Here is a 20077-nt window from a genome sequence, read left to right on the forward strand (position 1 = left end):
GCCGAGCCGCACAGGGGGCGGCTCGGAATCAAGCTCAGACGACGTCGTCGGACAGGTCGATCGGCGCCCCGAAGCGGTGGTTGGTGATCGAGATCGACTGCTCCCGGAGGAAGGGCAGCAGCTCCACGCGGCCGGCCGGAGTGACGGGGTCGGCGTAGATGGCGACGTCGGGCGAGCCGCCGAGCGCCTCGGCGAGCGCCGTCGACAGCGGCACCCGCGAGCCGTCCGCGCGCACGAGCGGGACGGGCTTGCCGGTGCTGCCGCGGGTCATCCCGCTGACCACGTCGGTGAAGGAGCGGGTGGAGTCGCGGACGCTCTGCAGCGCCTCGATCGAGGAGTCCGGGCCGAGCGACGGCGCGGTGCCGCCCTGGGGTCCGCCGAACTCGTCGACCCGGTCCGAGACGATGTCGCCGACGATCCGGATCCGCGAGGCGGTGATCCGGCCGGCCGCGGCGCGGGCGAGCCACTGCGCGTCCGACTCGACGACCACCTTCGGCGCCAGGCCCGCCATCTCGAGCAGCTCGTCGCCGGCGAGCATCCCGGCGACCTTGGGCGGCAGCGGGATCGACGTCGACACGTCCAGGCGCGCTCGCACGAGCAGCGCGGCGGCGATGACGCGGAGGAGCTCGCCGAGGTCGCCGCCGTCGGCCAGCCGCACGGCGACCGGCACCCGGAGGTAGCGGAACAGGTTGCGCTCCACGCCGACCTTCGAGATGTCGGTGACGACGCCGAACTCGGTCGCCCAGGCGAGCTGGTCCGAGAGCGCGGAGCGGCGCAGCAGGTCGAACTGCTCGAACTGGAGCGAGGACTGCGCGGCCTCGATGAACTGCCGGGCGCGGTCGTCGAGGCCCCGGAGGTGCAGGGTCGTCGACGGGCGGGCCGGCGAGGGCTTCCACGAGCCGAGCCCGATCAGGTGGTTCGGGCCGCCGGCCTTCGCGCCGCCGCCGACCGAGGAGCGCTTCCAGCCGCCGAACGGCTGGCGGCGGACGATCGCCCCGGTGATGCCGCGGTTGACGTAGAGGTTGCCGGCCTCGACCGAGTCGAGCCAGAGCGCGAGCTCGTCCGAGTGCAGCGAGTGCAGCCCGGCGGTGAGGCCGTAGTCCGTGGCGTTCTGCAGGCGGATCGCGTCCTCGAGGGTCGCGGCGTGCATGATGCCGAGCACCGGGCCGAAGAACTCGGTGAGGTGGGCGTAGCTGTTCTCGGTGACGCCCTCGCGCACGCCCGGTGACCACAGCCGCCCGGTGTCGTCGAGGCGCTTCGGCTCGACGAGCCAGGACTCCCCCGCACCGAGGGTGGTCAGCGCGTGCGCGAGCTTGCCGGTCGGCTTCTCGATCAGCGGGCCCATCGCGGCGGCCGGGTCGCTCGGCCAGCCGACGCGGAGGGACGTCACGGCGTCGACCAGCTGCGCGCGGAACCGCTTCGAGCGGGCGACCGAGCCGACGAGGATCACCAGGGAGGCGGCCGAGCACTTCTGCCCGGCGTGCCCGAAGGCGCTCCGCACGATGTCGGCGACGGCGAGGTCGTAGTCCGCGTGCGGGGTGACGACGATCGCGTTCTTGCCGCTGGTCTCGGCGAGCAGCGGCAGGTCGGGGCGCCAGGAGCGGAAGAGCTTCGCCGTCTCGTAGGAGCCGGTGAGCAGCACCCGGTCGACCAGCGGGTCGGTGATCAGGGCGCGGCCGAGCGTCTCCTCGTCGAGGTCGACGAGCGCGACGAGGTCCTGCGGGATCCCGGCGTCCCAGAGCGCCTCCACGAGCACCGCGGCCGAGCGCCGGGCCTGCGGGGCCGGCGTGACGACGACTCCGGAGCCCGCGGCGAGCGCCGCGAGGATCGAGCCGGCCGGGATCGCGACGGGGAAGTTCCACGGCGGCGCGACCACGGTCACCCGCTCGGGCACGAAGGTCGCGCCGCCGACGGCGTCCAGCTCGCGGGCGCGGGTGGCGTAGTAGTGGGCGAAGTCGATCGCCTCGGACACCTCGGGGTCGGCCTCGGCGACCGTCTTGCCGGTCTCGGAGGCCATCACCTCGATCAGCCGGTCGCGGTTGGCCGCGAGGACGAGGCCCGCGCGGTCGAGGATCGCGGCGCGGTCGTAGCCGAGGCGCTCGCCCCAGCGCTCCGCCCGGAGCGCGACCCGGCGCAGCAGCTCCTGCAGCTCCGCCGCGTCGGTGATCCGGGCGCGGTCGGCCGCGAGGGTGCCGATGGTCGATCGCGCGATGCGATCGGTGATCAGCCGGGCCCAGCGGCGGTTGCCCGGCAGCGCCGGGTCGGTGTCGGGCTCGTTGCGGAAGGCGCTGGTCGCCGCGCTGGCCCCGGAGCCGCGGCGCAGCCCCAGCACCGCCTCGGTGAGACCCTCGGCGGCGGGGTCCTGCACGCGGGCGCCGGCGCCGGCGTGCTCGCGCACGAGGCGGAGGCCGGAGCCGGACGACCACTCGCGGAGGCGGTCCTGGGTGCGGTTCGGGGTCGGCACCGTGTCGTCGAGCGCCTCGAGCGAGGCGCGGAAGCGGCCGAGCTCGCGCTGCAGCACGCTCTCGTCCTCGAGCTCGAAGACGGCCGAGAGGAAGTTCTCCGGGCTGGAGTTCTCCTCCAAGCGGCGGATCAGGTACGAGATCGCGACGTCGAATTCGCGCGGGTGCACGACCGGCGTGTAGAGCAGGAGCCGGCCGACGTCCTCGCGGACGGCGCGCGCCTGACCGGTCGCCATGCCGAGCAGCATCTCGATGTCGACGGCGTCGGCGACGCCGCGCTCGTTCGCGGTGATCCAGGCCCAGGCGATGTCGAAGAGGTTGTGACCGGCCACGCCGATCCGGACCGCGTCCGTCCGCTCGGGCCGCAGCGCGTAGTCGAGCAGCCGCTTGTAGTTCGTGTCGGCCTCGGCCTTGCTGCCGACCGTCGCGAGCGGCCAGTCGTGGATCGCCGCGTCCACCCGCTCCATCGCGAGGTTCGCGCCCTTCACCACGCGGACCTTGATCGGCGCTCCGCCGAGCCGCCGGCGCTCGGTCGCCCACTCCGTCAGCGAGGCCAGCACGCCGAGGGCGTCGGGGAGGTACGCCTGCAGCACGATGCCGGCCTCGAGCTGCTGCATCCCCGGCTGCTCGAGGAGACGGCGGAACACCGCGACTGTGAGGTCGAGGTCCTTGTACTCCTCCATGTCGAGGTTGATGAACTTGGGCTCCGGGCTCGCCGCAGCGAACTGGTAGAGCGGGGTCAGCCGCTGCACGACGCGGTCGACGGCCTCGTCGAACGCCCACATCGAGAGCTGGCTGGCGATGCTGGAGACCTTGATGCTCACGTAGTCGACGTCGTCGCGCTCGAGCAGCCGCCGGGTGCCCTCGAGGCGCCGGTCGGCTTCGCGCTCGCCGAGCACGGCCTCGCCGAGCAGGTTGAGGTTGAGGCGGTCGCCGCCCTCGCGCAGCCGGCGGATCGCCGAGCCGAGCCGGGCGTCGGAGGCGTCGACGACGAGGTGGCCCACCATCCGGCGCAGCACCTGGCGGGCCGCCGGGACGACGACCCACGGCAGCACCGGGCCGACGGCGCCGCCGGTCGCGACCGCGGCGCGCAGGTAGGAGGGGAGGAACGCGGGGGTCTTCGCGGTCAGCGCGGCGAGGTTCTCGGCCGCGACCACCGGGTCCTCCGGGCGGGCGACCCCGTCGACGAAGCCGACCGTGAAGTCGAGACCGTTCGGATCCTGCAGGACACCGGCGAGGCGCTGCGCCGCGGGGTCGACCGGGAACGCCCGGCTGCGCACCAGCCAGCGGCGCACCAGCGCCTCGACGCGCGACAGGATCGGCGCCTCGACGTCGAACTCGGGCTTCTGCCGGGGCAGCCGCAGCGCCATTCCGGTCTGGTACTGGCCGGTTTCGCTCAGGGCGTGGCGGTCGATCTTCTCGTCGTGCTCGACCGGCTCGTCGTGCTCGGTCGGCTCGTCCGGCTCGGTCGTCTCGTCCGTCGGGTCCTGCGGTTCCGTCCGGTCCTGCGGGTCGATCGTCTCGTCCTGCTCCGGGTCGTTCCCGGGCACGGCTGAGGGCGTCGACTTCTCCATCCCCCGAGGCTATGCCCGAGCCGGTGCGACGGCCGGTCGTGTCGCCCCGTCTGTGGACACTCGACGGAGAACTGCCGCTGTGGACGACGCCGTCAAGGGGCGATGGACGCGAGCCCGGCGGAGGAGCACCATGGGCGCACCCGACACTCCCGCTCGCGATCGGAGACCCCGATGGATCCGCTGCCCATCCCCCGCGCCGCGATGATCGCCGCGCAGGCCCTGATCGACAGCTCCGCGTCCTACGACGGCGAGGCGACCGGCACCGTCAACCGCGCCGTCCTCGAGCGCGCGCTGAGCCCGATCGAGAACGGCGTGCTGGACGAGGACGGCGTCGTCGTGCCCACCTCCTCGGACGTCGCCGGCGCCGCGGTCATCTGCCTCACCTGGCTGACCGGCCGCCTCGTCGAGGCGAGCGGCCGCTCGAGCGAGGAGATCCTCTTCTCCCTGCGCGAGTTCGTCACGGAGGCGCTGCGCAGCGACGAGCCTTGACCGCCGCGCGCCAGACTGGGAACCATGGCCCGACGCGACAGGCACCGCACCCGAGACCTCTCCGAGCGCAGCGGCACCGCGCCCGGCCCGCTGCGCTCCGACACCCCCGCCGCGGTCGATCCCTCGGTCGACGTCGTGATCGTCGGCGCCGGTCACAACGGCCTGGTCGCGGCGGCCTACCTCGCCCAAGCCGGACTCGACGTCCTCGTCCTCGAGCGCGGTGCGCGCGCGGGCGGCGCGACCGTCTCGGAGTACCCGTTCCGCGGCGTCGAGGCGCGGCTCAGCCGCTACTCCTACCTCGTCAGCCTCCTGCCGCCGTCGATCCTCGCCGATCTGCGGGTCGACGTGCCGCTCGTGCGCCGCCACTACTCCTCCTACACGCCCGACCCTGCCGATCCGACGCGCGGGCTGCTCGTCGACACCGGCGACGCCCTGGCGACCGCGGACTCCTTCGCGCGGATGGGCACGCCGGAGGACGCCGAGACCTTCGCCGACTTCTCCCGGCACACCTCGCGGCTGGCGCGCGCCCTCTGGCCGACCCTCACCCAGCCGCTGCTGCGCCGGGAGGAGGCGCGGCGGCTCGTCGGCGAGGACGCGATCTGGCGGGCGATGATCGAGCGGCCGATCGGCGAGGTGATCGAGCACAACATCGCCGGCGACGCGGCGCGCGGCGTCCTGCTCACCGACGCGCTGATCGGCACCTTCGCCGGGGCCGGCGACGCCGACCTCGCGCAGAACCGCTGCCTGCTCTACCACGTGATCGGCGGCGGCACCGGCGACTGGGACGTCCCGGTCGGCGGCATGGGCGCCGTCTCGGGCGCGCTGGAGCGGGCGGCCCGGAACGCCGGCGCCCGGATCCTGACCGGCGCCGAGGTGACGAGCGTCGACCCGGCCGGCGACGTCGTCTACCGCCGCGGACCGCGCAGTCGGCGGGTGCGGGCGCGGTTCGTGCTCTCGAACGTCGCCCCGTTCGTCCTCGACCGGCTGCTGAGCGGCGGCGGCGAGGCCCTGCGCCCCGAGACCGTGCGCCCGGAGGCCGTCCGCCCCGAGGGCGCCCAGGTGAAGGTGAACCTGGTGCTGCGCCGCCTGCCGCGCCTGCGCGACGAGAGCGTCGCCCCGGAGGCGGCCTTCGGTGGCACCTTCCACGTCAACGAGGGCTACCGCCAGCTCGACGAGGCCCACCGCGCCGCGGAGCAGGGCCGCGTGCCCTCGCCGATCCCCTGCGAGATCTACTGCCACTCGCTGACCGATCCGACGATCCTCTCCCCGGAACTCGCCGCGAGCGGCGCGCACACGCTCACCGTCTTCGCCCTGCACGTCCCCGACCGGCTGCTGACCGGCGACGACGCTCCGACGCGCGAGCAGCTCGAGACCGCGATCCTCGACTCGATCGACTCCGTGCTCGCCGAGCCGATCCGCGAGCTGCTGCTCCTGGACGCCGACGGGAACCCCTGCATCGAGACGCGCACGACCCGCGACCTGGAGGAGAGCCTCGGCCTGCCCGGCGGCCACATCTTCCACGGACCGCTGTCCTGGCCGTTCGCGGAGGACGACGAGCCGCTGGACACCCCCGCCCAGCGCTGGGGCGTGGCCACCGAGCACCCGCGGGTGCTGCTCTGCGGCGCGGGCGCGCGCCGCGGCGGCGGGGTCTCCGGGATCGGCGGCCAGAACGCGGCGATGGCGGTGCTGGAGGCGCTCGGCGCCTGAGAGCGGAACCGCCTCAGAGCACCCGGCGGGTCAGTGCCACCGGTGGTCCTGGATCGTCATCCGCGGGCCGTGCCGCGGCTTGCGCGCGCCGCTCGTCCCGATCAGGCGGATGATCCGCTGCCGGTGCCCGCGCCACGGCTCGAGCAGCTCGAGCATCCCGTCGTCGTCGACCCCGAGGCGCCCGGTCAGCGCGAAGCCGACCGCCGCGGCCAGGTGGTAGTCGCCCACGCTCACCGCGTCCGGGTCGCCGTGGGCCCGCATCATCACCTCGGACGCCGTCCACGGCCCGATGCCGGGCACCGACTGCAGGCGCTGCGCCACGACCTCGCCGCCGCGGCCGAGCGCCAGCGTGCGCTCGAGCCCCTTCGCCACCAGCGCCGCCGTGAGCACGGTGCGCGAGCGCCGCGGGTCGACACCCGCCCGGTGCCAGTCCCAGGACGGGACCCGGCGCCACTGCTCGGCCGACGGCGCCACGTGCAGCGGCACCGGCCCGGGAGCCGGCTCGCCGTGCAGCCGCACCAGCGCGCGGTAGGCGCGCCACGCCTCCGTGCTGGTGACCTTCTGCTCCAGGATCGAGGGCGCCAGCATCTCGAAGACGAGGTTCGCCCGGGTCAGCCGCAGCCCCGCCGAGCGGCGCAGCACCTCGGCCAGCGGACCGTGCGCGGAGAGATCGAGCGCGCTCCAGTCGTCGCCGTGGCCGAGCAGCTCGGGCACGTGATCGATCAGCCACTCCGCGCCCTCGCCCCAGGCCCGCGCGTGCACGGCGCCGTCGGCCGCCTGCCGCAGGTGCAGCGTGCCGGGGCCGAGCGGCGTGCGGAAGGCGCGCCAGAAGCCGGTCGCGTCGATGAGCATCGTCGGGTCGCCCGAGCCGCGCAGCAGCGTGCGGAGGGTGAGCGCGAGGCTCACCGGCACGGCGGGCGCGTAGACCGTGGCCAGGAACGGCACGGGAGCGGGGACGGCGGACGACACGCAGCGATGCTAACCGCGGCCGCCGACACTGGCCGAGGGACCCCGGAACGGGCGGCTGATCAGGTGCCCCGCAGAACTGCCATCCACGACGTGTTCGGAGCGGCGGGCGCCCCGGATTGGTTCAGACCGGATGAACACATGCGCAATCTGGATCGCCCGATTCCGCTAGGCAGCGCCCCGATTCCGGGCGTAGTTTCGCGCTGTCGCGGCACAGTCCGTCAGCCCGGCCAACCGCCTATCACTGGAGATGCGCACATGTTCGACACCACATTCATCCGCAACGCGATCGTCAGGAGCTCGGAGACGGCTCTCGACCGTCGCCGCTTCTTCGAGGCCACCGGCGTCGCCGGACTCGGCATCGGCGCGGCGGCCCTGGCCTCCGCCCCCGCCGCCTCGGCCGAAGAGGTCGCCGCTGAGGGCCCCGGCGACGCCGCCGTCCTCAACTTCGCGCTCAACCTCGAGTACCTCGAGGCCGAGTTCTACCTCCGCGCCGTCACCGGCTCCGGCCTCGCGAGCAGCGACACCGGCGGCACCGGCAAGCTCGGCGGCGTCAAGGGCGGCCGCGCCGTCCCGTTCAAGACCCCGTGGCTGAAGTCCTTCGCCCGCGAGGTCGCCAACGACGAGAAGGCGCACGTCAAGTTCCTCCGCGGCCAGCTCGGCGCTGCCGCCGTCGCCCGCCCCTCCATCAACCTCGAGGCCAGCTTCAACGCGGCGGCAGCCGCGGCCGGCCTCATCCCCGCGGGCGGCACGTTCGACCCGTTCCTCAACGAGCAGAACTTCCTGCTCGGCGCCTTCGTCTTCGAGGACGTCGGAGTCACCGCCTACAAGGGCGCTGCCCCCCTCATCCAGTCGAAGCTCTACCTGGAGGCGGCCGCCGGCATCCTCGCGGTGGAGGCGTACCACGCCGGTGCCATCCGCTCGGCGATCTACAGCGCCGGTCTCGACGTGCAGGCGGGCAAGCTGTCCGACGCGCGCGACAGCCTCGACGGCCCCACCGACGACGACCAGGGCGTCAAGGTCGACGGGCAGGCCAACATCCAGCCCACCGACGCCAACGGCATCGCCTTCAGCCGCAACCCCGGCCAGGTCCTCAACGTCGTCTACCTGAACAGCAAGGCCGCGACCTCCGGTGGATTCTTCCCCGCCGGTGTCAACGGCGTCGTCAACACCAGCCAGGCCAACTAGTCACTGACACTCTCTAGTCCCTGAACGACGAAGGGCCCTTCCTCGAGGCGGCGAGGAGGGGCCCTTCGTCGTCTCCGGCCGGAGCGGGCGACCCGACCCCGTGCCCGCGTCCTCTACTCTGAGCGGGTGAAGATCGGGATCCTGACCTCCGGGGGCGACTGCCCCGGGCTGAACGCCGTCATCCGCGGTGCCGTGTACAAGGGCATCAAGGTGTACGACCAAGAATTCGTGGGCTTCCGCAACGGGTGGCGCGGAGTGGTCGACGGCGACCTCCTCCCCCTCGGGCGGCCCGAGATCCAGGGCATCGCCAAGCAGGGCGGCACGATCCTCGGCACGAGCCGGACGAACCCCTTCGAGGGCGACAACGGCGGCCCCGAGAAGATCGCCGAGATGATGGACCGCAACGGCATCGACTCGATCATCGCGATCGGCGGCGAGGGCACCCTGGCCGCGGCGAAGCGCCTCACCGACGCGGGCCTCAAGATCGTCGGCGTCCCGAAGACCATCGACAACGACCTCGGCGCCACCGACTACACCTTCGGCTTCGACACCGCCGTCGGCATCGCCACCGACGCGATGGACCGCCTGCGCACCACCGGCGACTCGCACGGCCGCTGCATGGTCGCCGAGGTCATGGGCCGCCACGTCGGCTGGATCGCCCTGCACTCGGGCATGGCCGCCGGCGCGCACGTCATCCTCATCCCCGAGAAGAAGACCTCGATCGAGCAGATCGTGGAGTGGGTGCAGAGCGCCCAGGACCGCGGTCGCGCCCCGCTCGTCGTCGTCGCCGAGGGCTTCTCGCTCGACTCGATGGACGACGCGCACTCCGAGCGCGGCCTCGACGCCTTCGGCCGTCCGCGCCTGGGTGGCATCGGCGAGATGCTCGCCCCGATGATCGAGGACCGCACCGGCATCGAGACCCGCGCCACCACACTCGGCCACATCCAGCGCGGCGGCACCCCCAGCGCCTTCGACCGCGTGCTCGCCACCCGCCTCGGCATGGCCGCGGCCGACTCCGTCGTCGCCGAGCACTGGGGCCGCATGGTCGCCCTGCGCGGCACCGACATCTACCACGTCGACTTCGCCGAGGCCCTCGGCACCCTGAAGACGGTGCCCGACTCCCGCTACGAGGAGGCGCGCACCCTCTTCGGGTAGCGCGGATCTCGAGACGCCTGCTGCGCGGGCTGCTCGATCAGCAAGCTCCCTGCTGGTCGAGCAGCCGCGCAGCGGCGCACCGAGACCCGCCGTCGTCAGCCCTTCGCGCCGTCCGGCGTCGCCGTCGCGACCAGCACCGCACGCGCGAGCGTGTGGAAGTGCACGTTGAAGCCGAGGATCGCCGGCGTCGACTCCGGGTCGAGCTCGAGCTCCTCGACGTCGAGCGCGTGCACGACGAAGAAGTAGCGGTGCTCGCGGTCCGGCGGTGCCGCTCCGATGAACTGGCGCAGCCGCATCTCGTTCGGCAGCGTCTGAGCGCCCGCGGGCAGCAGCTCGAATCCGGCCGCCCCGGCGCCGGTCGGCAGCTCGGTCGTGTCGGCCGGCAGGTTGTAGACCGCCCAGTGCCAGAAGCCCGAGCCGGTGGGCGCGTCCGGATCGAACACGGTCACCGCGAAGCTCTTGGTCTCGGCGGGCGCTCCCGACCAGCGCAGCTGCGGCGAGACGTCCTCGCCGCCCGAGCCCTCGCCGTAGTGGCGCGGGGCGAGCGCTGCGCCGTCGCTGATGTCGTCGCTCTCGAGGGTGAAGGTCGGCACCTCGCCGAGGCGGGCGTAGGGGTCGTAGTTCCAGTCGGACATCCGGTTCTCCGTTCGGGCGCGGCAGTCGCGCGCCTCCGACCAGCCTAGGAACCGACGGCCGCGGGTCGAGGGCTTGCGCCGCTCACGCTGCGCCGCTCAGGAACCGAGGTAGCGCCCGGGCCGGTGGTTGAAGGCGAGCACCAGATTCAGCACCACGACGCCCGCGGCCGAGATCAGCACGTTGAGCGGCGGTACCACCAGCAGCGCCGCGACGACCACGCAGGCGTCGAGCGCCATCATCACGTAGCCCGCCCGCCAGCCCAGCCGCTCCTGGGCGAGGAGGGCCAGGATGCTGAAACCGCCCAGGCTCGAGCCGTGCCGGAACAGGATGAGCAGGCCGATCCCCGCGAGCACGTCGCCGGTGAGCACCCCGTAGACCGGATCGATCCGGATCGTGCCGAAGGCGAGCGGGTGCAGCCCGGCGAGCACCGACACCAGCACGATCGAGGACATCGTCCGGAGGGTGAACCGCCAGCCCTTCTTCCACAGCGAGAGCGCCAGGAACGGCAGGTTGACGACGATCAGGATCACACCGAACGGGATCGGCACGACGTAGCCCAGCAGAAGCGCGAGCCCCGCGGTCCCACCGGTCACCGCCTCGCTCGCGCGGAGCAGGAACAGGCCGAGCGAGACGACGAACGCACCGGTCACGAGGCCGAAGACGTCCTCGAAGCGGCTGTGCGGCACGGGGAGAGGGGCGTCGGTCACCGGGAGATGCTGTCACACCCGCGTTGCCGGAGCGTTTCGGCCGACCCGGCCCGGCCCTCGTAGGATGACCCGGTGCTGCCGAAGATCCTGCTGTTCTACCGCTTCGTGCCGCTCGCCGACCCCGAGTCCGTCCGGCTCTGGCAGCGCGAGCTCGCCGAGCACCTCGGCCTGCGCGGCCGGGTCCTGCTCTCGAAGGACGGTGTCAACGGCACCCTCGGCGGCGAGATGGATGCGCTCAAGCGCTGGGTCCGCCGCACCCGCGAGCACTCCGCCTTCCGCGGTCTCGAGGTGAAGTGGAGCGACGGCTCGGGCCTGGACGAGGAGGGTCGCAGCGTCGACTTCCCCGGGCTCTCGGTGAAGGTGCGCGAGGAGATCGTGTCGTTCGGAGCGCCCGAGGAGCTGCGGGTGGACGAGTCCGGCGTCGTCGGCACCGGCACTCGGCTCGCGCCCGACGAGGTCGACGCCCTGGTCGCCGAGCGCGACGACGTGGTCTTCTTCGACGGGCGCAACGCCTTCGAGGCCGAGATCGGCCGCTTCGACGGCGCCGTCGTGCCGGGAGTCGCGAGCACCCGGGAGTTCGTCGAGCAGCTCGACTCCGGCGCCTACGACCACCTCAAGGGCCGGCCGGTCGTCACCTACTGCACCGGCGGGATCCGCTGCGAGGTGCTCTCGAGCCTGATGCTCGCCCGCGGCTTCGGCGAGGTGTACCAGCTCGACGGCGGCATCGTCCGCTACCAGGAGGCCCGCCGCGACACGGGGCTCTGGCGCGGTGCGCTCTACGTCTTCGACGGGCGCGGCTCGCTGACCTTCTCCCCGGACGCCGAGGTGCTCGGCCGCTGCGCCGTCTGCGCGGCGCCGACCAGCCGGATGCGCAACTGCGCCGATCCCGCCTGCCGCGCCCAGCTCGTCGTCTGCGAGGGCTGCGGGAGCGCGGCCTGCGCGGCGCACCGCGGGGACGTCGCGGAGCGGGCTACGGTGCTCGGATGAGCATCGAAGCGCGCGGCCGCACCCTCGTCGACCTCCACACCGCCCCCGAGCTGCTGAGCGTGGTGAACGTCTGGGACGTGGTCTCGGCGACCACGATCACCGCCCTCCCCGAGACCCGGGCGCTCGCGACGGCGAGCCACTCGATCGCCGCGACCTTCGGCTACGAGGACGGCGAGCGGATCCCGCTCGACCTGCACCTGGGGATGATCGAGCGGATCGTCGCCGCGGTCGACGTGCCCGTCTCGGCCGATCTCGAGGCCGGCTACGGCGATGCGGGCGAGACGATCCGCCGCGCGATCGAGGTCGGCGTCGTCGGCGCGAACCTCGAGGACCAGGCGAAGCCGCTCGCCGAGGCGCTGCGCTCCGTCGAGAAGGCGGTCGCCGCCGCCGAGGAGGAGGCCGTGCCCTTCGCCCTCAACGCCCGCACCGACGTCTTCCTCCGCGCCGGCGACCGCGACCGCGGCGAGGTGCTCGCCGACGCGATCGAGCGCGGACGCGCCTACCTCGACGCGGGGGCGACCTGCTTCTTCGTCCCCGGCCTGCTCCAGGACGCGGAGCTCGAGGCCCTCGTGGCCGCGCTCGGCCGCCAGCGGGTCAGCGTGATCGGCGTCCCCGGCTCGCAATCGCCCGCGCGATTCGAGGAGCTCGGCCTCGCCCGCGTCTCCTACGGACCGTGGACGCAGCGCGTCGCGCTGACCGCCCTGCAGGACGCGGCGACCGCCCTCTACGCCGGCGGCGCGCTGCCCGAGGGCACCCGGCCGCTGAACTGACCCCGCCGCCCGGGCGCGTTCCGCGCGCTCGGGCGTAGCGTGGGCTCATGTTCCGAGCCGTCGTCGTCGAGCAGCACTCCTCCTCCGACACCGAGACCCCGAATCGCGCACGACTGACCGAGCGGGACGATCCCGACCGCTCGCACGGGGACGTGACCCTCGCCGTCGAGTACTCGAGCGTGAACTACAAGGACGCCCTCGCTCTCGCCGGCCGGCCGGGTGTGGTGCGCCGCACCCCGCTGATCGCGGGCATCGACGTCGTCGGCACGGTCGAGTACGCGGACGGCGCCGCAGCTGAGCGCTTCGACTCCGGCGACCGCGTGGTGCTCAACGGCGCCGGCCTCGGCGAGCGCTTCGACGGCGGCTTCACCGAGCGGGCCCGCGTCGACTCCGCGTCGCTGCTGCGCATCCCCGGCGCGATCTCCTCCGCCCGCGCCGGCGCGATCGGCACCGCCGGCTTCACCGCGATGCTCGCCGTCCTCGCCCTCGAGCGGCACGGCGTCCGCCCCGGCGACGGACCGGTGCTGGTCACCGGCGCCTCGGGCGGCGTGGGCTCCCTCGCCGTCGCGCTGCTCGCGAAGCTCGGCCACGAGGTGGTCGCCTCGACCGGGCGCGCGGACGAGCACGGCGAGCTGCTCCAGCGCCTGGGCGCGACGGAGGTCCTCGACCGGGCCGAGCTGTCCGAGAAGGGCAGGCCGCTGCAGTCCGAGCGCTGGGCAGGCGCGATCGACTCCGCCGGCTCGCACACCCTCGCCAACGCGCTCGCGCAGACCCGCTGGGGTGGGACCGTCGCCGCCTGCGGTCTCGCGCAGGGCGGCGACCTGCCCGCGACGGTGATGCCGTTCATCCTGCGCGGAGTGACGCTCGCGGGCATCAACTCGGTGGAGGCACCGAGGAAGCTCCGCGAGGAGGCCTGGCGCCGGCTGGCCCACGACCTCGACCTGGAGCTGCTCGACGGCCTGACCACGGCGGTGCCGCTCGCGGGCGCGATCGACGCCGCGGCCGACCTGCTGGAAGGGCGCGCGCACGGGCGCACGCTGGTCGACGTCCGGGGCTGACGCTCCGGAGCTCGGGTCGCGCGGCGGTCCGAGCTACTCGGCGGCCTCGGTCGCGCCACTGGGCTCGGCGGAGGCGTGACCCACGGAGGAGTCGGGGCGCGGCTTCGCGGCGGGCTTCTTCGCGGTCGGCTTCTTCGCTGCGGGCTTCTCGGGCGCAGGCGCCTCGGTGGCGGTCTTCTCAGCGACCGGCTTCTCGCGCGCCGACTTCTCGGGCGCCGGCTTCTTCGCGGGCGCCTTCTTCGCCGCGGGCTTCTTCGCGACGGTCTCCTTCTCGGCCGGCGTCTCCTCCGCAGGCGTCTCCTCCGCGAGCGTCTCCTCCGCGGGCGTCTGCTCGTCCCTGCGCTCCGCCTCCGCCTGCGCTGCAGCCAGGCGCTCGGCGGCCTGCTCGGCGACGGCCGGCACGACGACGAGGTCATCCGTCTCGATGACGGGGATCGCCGAGGTCGCGGTCCCCAGCTGCAGCGCCGCGATCAGCTCCGGGGCGTGCTTCGTGCTGACGATCAGGCGCGAGTACTCCTCGTCGACGAGGTCGATCACCACCGCAGCGGCCGTCCGCTTGATCAGCAGGAAGTCCTTGCCGCCGTGGAACTTCCAGGTGCCGGCCGCGAGGGTCAGGGGCACCGCGGTCCCCGGCGCCCGGATCCCGCGCACCCAGATCCACGGATCCTCGGTGACGGTCGCCGAGCGGATGCTCGAGCGCTCGACGACGACGTCGCCGCGGTGCAGGGCGAGCACCCGTTCGGCGCGGGTCAGGCGGAGTTCGAGGCGGTCGGGGAGCACGGTCACGACGGGCATGCCCCTAGTCTGCCCCGCCCATCGCACTCGGCGCCCGGGGGTCGCGGTGGCAGCATGGAGGGATGGCCACGGATCCGGACGAGCGGCGACTCCTCGACGTGCGCCTCGCCGAGCGGCAGGCCGAGGCTCGGCGCGAGGCGGCCGCACTCGATGAGTCCCTCCGCGAGCTCCTCCTCGACCGCGCCGACGGCACCGCCGACGACGAGCACGATCCGGAGGGCACCCCGCTCTCGGCGGAGTGGTCGCGGATGGCCGGGGTGCGCGACGCTCTCGCGCGCACCGAGCGCGATCTCGCCGCCGCCCGCGCGCGCCTCGCCGCCGGCGACTACGGCGACTGCGCCCGCTGCGGCCGCCCGATCGGCGCCGCCCGCCTCGAGGCCCGCCCCACCGCCGACCTCTGCATCGACTGCGCCCGCGCCGCCGAGTCCCGCCGCCGCTGACGGCGGTTCCGCCCCCGCTGACGGCGGTTCCGCCCCCGCACCTGAAGGCCCCCACAGGCCAAGGCGTGCAGAAACCCGGGTGCTCCTGCGAGAGTTCACATGCGGTCGTACCCCCGATGGGTGGTCCCGCTCCCCCTCCCCCTTTCTCCCGCCTCTCGAAAGGCCTCCCTCCGCATGACCGAGACGTCGTCCGACCGCGTGACCGGCGCCCCGCCGGCCCCCGACCGCCGCGCCTGGCGCTCCCTCGTGGTCCTCCTGGCGGGCATGTTCATCGCCCTGCTCGACACCACCATCGTGAACGTCGCCCTGCCGACGATCCGCACCACCCTCGACGCCTCCGAGTCGACGCTCTCCTGGATCATCTCGGGCTACGCGCTCGCCTTCGGCCTCGCGCTGATCCCGGCCGGCCGCCTCGGCGACCGCTTCGGGCACAAGTGGGTCTTCGTCAGCGGCGTCGCGCTGTTCACCGTCGCGAGCTTCGCCTGCGGCCTGGCCGCCGACGACGTCCAACTCGTCATCGCGCGCGTCGTGCAGGGCCTCGCGGGCGGGATCTTCGTCCCGGCGGTCAACGCCTACATCCAGATCCTCTTCCGCGGCCCCGCCCGCGGCAAGGCGTTCGCGGTGATGGGCGCCGTCCTCGGCGTCTCGTCGGCGCTCGGCCCGATCATCGGCGGTCTGATCATCCAGGCCTTCGGCGACGAGAACGGCTGGCGCCTGGTCTTCTGGGTCAACCTGCCGATCGGCGTCGCGACGCTCATCGCCGCCGCGATGCTGCTGCCGACCCGCCGCGAGCTCCAGGACGGCGACCGCGCCCCGAGCGGCGGCGTCGACTGGCTCGGGCTGATCCTCGTCTCGGGCGGGCTCGTCGCGCTGCTCGTGCCGCTGATCCAGGGCGAGGACGAGGGCTGGCCGCTCTGGACCTTCCTCTCGATCGCCGGCGGCGTGATCCTCCTCGCCGCGTTCGGCGCCTGGGAGGTCGCGTACACCCGCCGCGGCCGCGCGCCGCTCGTCCCGCCGACCCTGTTCCGCCACCCCGCCTTCACCGGCGGCGTGATCCTGGCGCTGGTCTACTTCGCGGCCTTCACGAGCATCTTCTTCACCATCTCGCTGCTCTGGCAGTCCGGCCTCGGCCACACGGCGCTGGAGTCGGGCCTCGTCTCGATCCCCTTCGCGATCGGCAGCATCGTCAGCTCCTCGCAGAGCAACCGCCTCACCGCGAAGCTCGGCCGCAACGTCCTGGTGCTCGGCAGCGGACTGCTCGCCGTCGGCCTGATCTGGGTGTGGCTGGTGCTGCTGACCGCGACGCCCGACTCGATCACCAACTGGCAGCTGCTCGCGCCGCTGTTCATCGCGGGCATCGGCAACGGCTTCTTCATCGCGCCGAACGTGCAGTTCATCGTCTCGACGGTCGACCCGCAGGACGCGGGCGCGGCCAGTGGCGTGATCTCGGCGATCCAGCGGATCGGCTCGGCGGTCGGCATCGCCGCGATCGGCAGCATCCTCTTCGGCGGCCTGGTCATCACCGGCCCGGACACCGTCGCCTCGGGCTTCCTCGACGCCGCGGCCCCGGCGATGCTGGTCAGCGCGCTGATGGCGATCGCCGCCTTCGCGCTCGTCTTCGTGCTGCCGAAGTCGGTGTCGCGCTGGGGCTGATCCCCGGCGCGACCGCCGACTCCTGCGGGCGCGCTGCCGCCGCGGCCTGCGCGGCGGCCGGCAGCGCGTCGACGATCCGGCCGATCGCCGCGTCGTCGTGCGCGGCCGAGACGAACCACGCCTCGAAGACCGACGGCGGCAGCGAGACGCCCGCGTCGAGCATCGCGTGGAAGAAGGCCGGGTAGCGGTACGACTCCTGCGCCTGGACCTGGGCGTAGTCGCGCACCGGTCCGCCGATGTCGGTGAACATGAAGCTGAAGAGGCTGCCCGCGCTCTGCACCGTGTGCACGACGCCCTCGGCCGAGAGCGCCGCCGAGACCTCGCGCTGCAGCGTCACGGCGGTGCGGTCGAGCGAGGCGTAGACGGCGTCGTCGGCGAGCTGCAGGGTGCGGATGCCGGCGGCCACGGCGACCGGGTTCCCGGAGAGCGTGCCCGCCTGGTACACCGGCCCGAGCGGGGCCAGGTGGTCCATCACGTCCGCGCGGCCGCCGAGCGCCGCGACCGGCATCCCGCCGCCGATGACCTTGCCGAAGGTGTAGAGGTCGGCGACGTAGGGCGCCTCGGCACCATCCGCACCGGCGCCCGCGTTCTCCAGCCCCCACCAGCCGCCGGCGCTCACGCGGAAGCCGGTGAGCACCTCGTCCATGATCAGCAGCGAGCCGTTGGCGTGCACGAGCTCGGCCAGTGCCGCGTTGAAGCCCGGCGCGGGCGGGACGACGCCCATGTTCGCGGCGGCCGCCTCGGTGATCACCGCGGCGATCTCGGAGCCGCGCTCGGCGAGGACCGCGCGCACCGCGTCGAGGTCGTTGTAGGGCAGCACGATCGTCTGCGCGGCGGTGGCCGCGGTGACGCCGGCCGACGCGGGCAGGGCGAGCGTCGCGAGGCCGGAGCCGGCGTCGGCGAGCAGGCCGTCGGAGTGGCCGTGGTAGTGGCCGGAGAACTTGATCAGCAGGTCGCGGCCGGTGACCCCGCGGGCCAGGCGGATCGCGGTCATCGTCGCCTCGGTGCCGGTGGAGACCAGGCGCAGCTTCTCGATCGGCGACACTCCGCCGGCCGTGATCCGCGCCTCCACCAGCTCGGCGAGCTCGGTCTCGGCCGGGGTCGACGCGCCGAAGGAGAGCCCGCGAGCCGCCGCCTCCTGCACGGCGGCGACGACCTCGGGGTGCGCGTGGCCGAGGACGGCCGGACCCCAGGAGCAGACCAGGTCGACGTACTCGCGGCCGTCGGCGTCGGTGATGTACGGGCCGGTCGCCGACACCATGAACCTCGGGGTCCCGCCGACCGAGCGGAAGGCGCGGACCGGCGAGTTCACGCCGCCGGGGATCGCGTGCCGGGCACGCTCGTACAGGGTGTCGTTCGCGGTGGGAGTCACCCGACCACGATACGGCGCGGACCCTTCACGGAGGATGTGCCTACTTCAGCAGATCGTTCGCCAGCTCGACGGCCCAGTAGGTGAGCACGGCGTCGGCGCCGGCGCGGACGATGCCGGTGACCGACTCCACGATCGCGGCCTCGCGGTCGATCCAGCCGTTCGCGGCGGCGGCCTCGATCATCGCGTACTCGCCGGACACCTGGTACGCCCAGACCGGCACGTCGGAGATCGCGGCGACGTCCGAGAGCACGTCGAGGTAGGACATCGCCGGCTTCACCATCACGACGTCCGCGCCCTCGGCGAGGTCGAGCGTCGCCTCGCGCAGCCCCTCGCGGCGGTTCGCCGGGTCCTGCTGGTAGGTGCGGCGGTCGCCCTCGAGCGTCGACTGCACGGCCTCGCGGAAGGGGCCGTAGAAGCTGGAGGCGTACTTCGCGGAGTAGGCGAGGATCGCCGTGTCGAGGTGGCCGGCGCCGTCGAGGGCCGCGCGGATCGCGCGGACCTGGCCGTCCATCATCCCGGAGAGCCCGAGCAGGTGCGAGCCGGCCTCGGCCTGCGCGAGCGCCATCTGCTCGTAGCGGAGCAGCGTCGCGTCGTTGTCGACCCGGCCGTGCGCGTCGAGGACGCCGCAGTGCCCGTGGTCGGTGAACTCGTCGAGGCAGAGATCGGTCTGCACGACGAGCGCGTCGCCGACCTCCTCGACGACGACCCGCGTGGCGGCGTTGAGCACGCCGTCGGGGTCGGTCGCTCCGGAGCCCACCGCGTCGCGGGTGGTCGGCACGCCGAACAGCATGACGCCGCCGAGCCCCGCCTCGGCCGCCTCGGTCACCGCGCGGCGGACGCTGTCCAGCGAGTGGTGCGACACCCCCGGCATCGAGCCGATCGGCTGAGGTTCCGTGATCCCCTCGGCGACGAAGAGCGGGAGGACGAGCTGGGCGGGGTGGACGCGCGTCTCCCGCACGAGCCGGCGGAGGGCCGGGGTCGTGCGGAGGCGCCGCGGGCGGATCGCGGTCATGCCTCCAGCCTAAGCCGGGCTCGCGTCGCGCCCCCTGACCGCAGAACATCAGCTGACAGTCCATCTCGACCGCCATCGCCGGTGACCGTGGTGCACAGCTGATGGTGAGTCCTCACCAAGCGCCCCGCTTGCCGGTCTGTCCCCTGAATCGACTCCGCTGAGCCCCGCACCAGGTCGGCAGCCGCGAGATTTCAGCGCGTGCATTCTCTCCTCTCCTCGCGGCCGGCGGCGGCTTCGCTCCGGCACGCGCCCTCGTCGACGCGGGCATCAACCGCTCGACCCTCGATCGTGCTCTCGACGATGGAACCGTCGTCCGGGTGCGTCGCGGCTGGTACGCCCTCGCCGGAGCGTCGCCCATCGAGGTCGCAGCGATCAGAGCAGGCGGAGTGCTGACCTGCGTGTCCCTCCTCCGTCATCTCGGCGTCTGGACGTCCGAGCGACCGGTCCTCCACGTGGCGCTGGGCGACTCGTCCGTTCACGACTCCCGGCCCGGAGTCGTCGGGCACTGGCGTCGCTGGCCGGGCCAGGGCCGCCGGTCCTTCGCGCGAGACGGGATCGGCGCCGCGATTCTGCATCTCGTGACCTGCGTGAGCGAGGTGGACGCGATCGCCTCGATCGACTCCGCCCTCGACATCGGGCTCCTGGGCGTCGACGACGTGCAGGCACTCCGCACCGTCGCTCCCGCCGGAAAGCGCTCGGTCTTCGACCGCGTCGACGGACGCAGTCAGTCCGGACTCGAGAGCAAGACCCGCGTCTGCACGCGCGCACTCGGCGTGCAGTTCCGTCCCCAGGTGCACATCCCCCGTGTCGGCCGAGTGAGCGGGATCGTCGGCGAGCGGATGGTCGTCGAAAGCGACGGCTACCGCTACCACTCGAGCGCAGAGCAGTTTTACAAGGACCGGCGGCGCGACCTCGAACTCGCCCGCCAGGAGTACCTCTGCATCCGGCTCGACAACCACCAGATCATGGACGATCGGCCGCGGACAGAGGAAGTCCTGCTGACGCTCATCCGAAGACAGAAGCACCTCTGGACGCCGGCACAGCGCCGCCGCAGGAACATCAGCTGAAAGGCCGTCTCATCGCCCGTGGGCGATGAGATCGACTCC

The 20077-nt window shown here is 73.4% G+C and carries 17 protein-coding genes; 10 read left to right on the forward strand and 7 right to left on the reverse strand.

Annotation, left to right across the window (positions count from 1 at the left end):
* Positions 1-34: 34 nt before the first annotated feature.
* Complete coding sequence (locus MT353_RS04665) at positions 35-3832, reverse strand: proline dehydrogenase family protein (protein ID WP_374204686.1); 3798 nt, start codon at positions 3830-3832, stop codon at positions 35-37.
* A gap of 375 nt (positions 3833-4207) precedes the next feature.
* Between MT353_RS04665 and MT353_RS04670 the strand changes: the two genes are divergently transcribed.
* Positions 4208-4525 (forward strand): hypothetical protein, encoded by a 318-nt coding sequence (locus MT353_RS04670; protein WP_123701821.1) that lies wholly within the window; start codon positions 4208-4210, stop codon positions 4523-4525.
* A gap of 24 nt (positions 4526-4549) precedes the next feature.
* Entirely contained in the window at positions 4550-6232 is a 1683-nt protein-coding gene (locus tag MT353_RS04675; protein ID WP_243623704.1) for an NAD(P)/FAD-dependent oxidoreductase, read from the forward strand.
* 30 nt (positions 6233-6262) lie between these two features.
* Here the strand turns inward: MT353_RS04675 and MT353_RS04680 are convergent, their stop codons facing one another.
* Positions 6263-7201, reverse strand: coding sequence for a DNA-3-methyladenine glycosylase (locus tag MT353_RS04680; RefSeq protein WP_132434812.1), 939 nt, complete (start codon positions 7199-7201; stop codon positions 6263-6265).
* A gap of 255 nt (positions 7202-7456) precedes the next feature.
* Here MT353_RS04680 and MT353_RS04685 point away from each other — a divergent pair, with 255 nt between their 5' ends.
* Positions 7457-8386 (forward strand): ferritin-like domain-containing protein, encoded by a 930-nt coding sequence (locus MT353_RS04685; RefSeq protein ID WP_123701817.1) that lies wholly within the window; start codon positions 7457-7459, stop codon positions 8384-8386.
* A 126-nt stretch (positions 8387-8512) separates the two neighbouring features.
* Positions 8513-9541 carry a 6-phosphofructokinase gene (locus tag MT353_RS04690; RefSeq protein WP_123701816.1) on the forward strand — a complete coding sequence of 343 codons (1029 nt, stop codon included), beginning with the start codon at positions 8513-8515 and terminating at the stop codon, positions 9539-9541.
* A 95-nt stretch (positions 9542-9636) separates the two neighbouring features.
* Here the strand turns inward: MT353_RS04690 and MT353_RS04695 are convergent, their stop codons facing one another.
* A complete protein-coding gene (locus MT353_RS04695) occupies positions 9637-10176 on the reverse strand; it encodes a YbhB/YbcL family Raf kinase inhibitor-like protein (protein WP_159423505.1) in 540 nt (179 codons plus the stop codon).
* Positions 10177-10272: 96 nt separating this feature from the next.
* On the reverse strand, positions 10273-10884 hold the full coding sequence (locus MT353_RS04700) for a YitT family protein (protein WP_243615250.1): 612 nt from the start codon (positions 10882-10884) through the stop codon (positions 10273-10275).
* A 72-nt stretch (positions 10885-10956) separates the two neighbouring features.
* Here MT353_RS04700 and MT353_RS04705 point away from each other — a divergent pair, with 72 nt between their 5' ends.
* The 3 genes from MT353_RS04705 to MT353_RS04715 are packed head-to-tail and all read left to right on the forward strand — an operon-like array spanning position 10957 to position 13699.
* Positions 10957-11871: a rhodanese-related sulfurtransferase gene (locus MT353_RS04705; RefSeq protein ID WP_243615249.1), complete on the forward strand. Its 915-nt coding sequence runs from the start codon at positions 10957-10959 to the stop codon at positions 11869-11871.
* Positions 11868-12641 (forward strand): isocitrate lyase/phosphoenolpyruvate mutase family protein, encoded by a 774-nt coding sequence (locus MT353_RS04710; protein ID WP_243615248.1) that lies wholly within the window; start codon positions 11868-11870, stop codon positions 12639-12641. Before MT353_RS04705 ends, MT353_RS04710 begins: the two co-directional genes overlap by 4 nt.
* 47 nt (positions 12642-12688) lie before the next feature.
* A complete protein-coding gene (locus MT353_RS04715) occupies positions 12689-13699 on the forward strand; it encodes an MDR family oxidoreductase (RefSeq protein ID WP_243615247.1) in 1011 nt (336 codons plus the stop codon).
* A gap of 33 nt (positions 13700-13732) precedes the next feature.
* On the opposite strand, the gene MT353_RS04720 is transcribed toward MT353_RS04715, so the two are convergent.
* The gene (locus tag MT353_RS04720; protein WP_243600449.1) at positions 13733-14494 is read right to left on the reverse strand and encodes a hypothetical protein; all 762 of its coding nucleotides are present in this window, start codon (positions 14492-14494) and stop codon (positions 13733-13735) included.
* 62 nt (positions 14495-14556) lie between these two features.
* Here MT353_RS04720 and MT353_RS04725 point away from each other — a divergent pair, with 62 nt between their 5' ends.
* Positions 14557-14934: a TraR/DksA C4-type zinc finger protein gene (locus MT353_RS04725; RefSeq protein WP_243600448.1), complete on the forward strand. Its 378-nt coding sequence runs from the start codon at positions 14557-14559 to the stop codon at positions 14932-14934.
* A 174-nt stretch (positions 14935-15108) separates the two neighbouring features.
* Positions 15109-16587: an MFS transporter gene (locus MT353_RS04730; protein ID WP_243623705.1), complete on the forward strand. Its 1479-nt coding sequence runs from the start codon at positions 15109-15111 to the stop codon at positions 16585-16587.
* On the opposite strand, the gene hemL is transcribed toward MT353_RS04730, so the two are convergent.
* Positions 16514-17959 (reverse strand): glutamate-1-semialdehyde 2,1-aminomutase, encoded by a 1446-nt coding sequence (gene hemL, locus MT353_RS04735; protein ID WP_243623706.1) that lies wholly within the window; start codon positions 17957-17959, stop codon positions 16514-16516. The two genes, MT353_RS04730 and hemL, sit on opposite strands and share 74 nt — an antisense overlap.
* 40 nt (positions 17960-17999) lie before the next feature.
* A complete protein-coding gene (gene hemB / locus MT353_RS04740; protein WP_243615245.1) occupies positions 18000-18971 on the reverse strand; it encodes a porphobilinogen synthase in 972 nt (323 codons plus the stop codon).
* Positions 18972-19558: 587 nt separating this feature from the next.
* Here hemB and MT353_RS04745 point away from each other — a divergent pair.
* Complete coding sequence (locus MT353_RS04745) at positions 19559-20038, forward strand: endonuclease domain-containing protein (RefSeq protein WP_243623707.1); 480 nt, start codon at positions 19559-19561, stop codon at positions 20036-20038.
* Positions 20039-20077 lie beyond the last annotated feature (39 nt).

Source organism: Rathayibacter sp. VKM Ac-2927, assembly GCF_022815525.1.
Taxonomy (GTDB): Bacteria; Actinomycetota; Actinomycetes; order Actinomycetales; family Microbacteriaceae; genus Rathayibacter; species Rathayibacter festucae.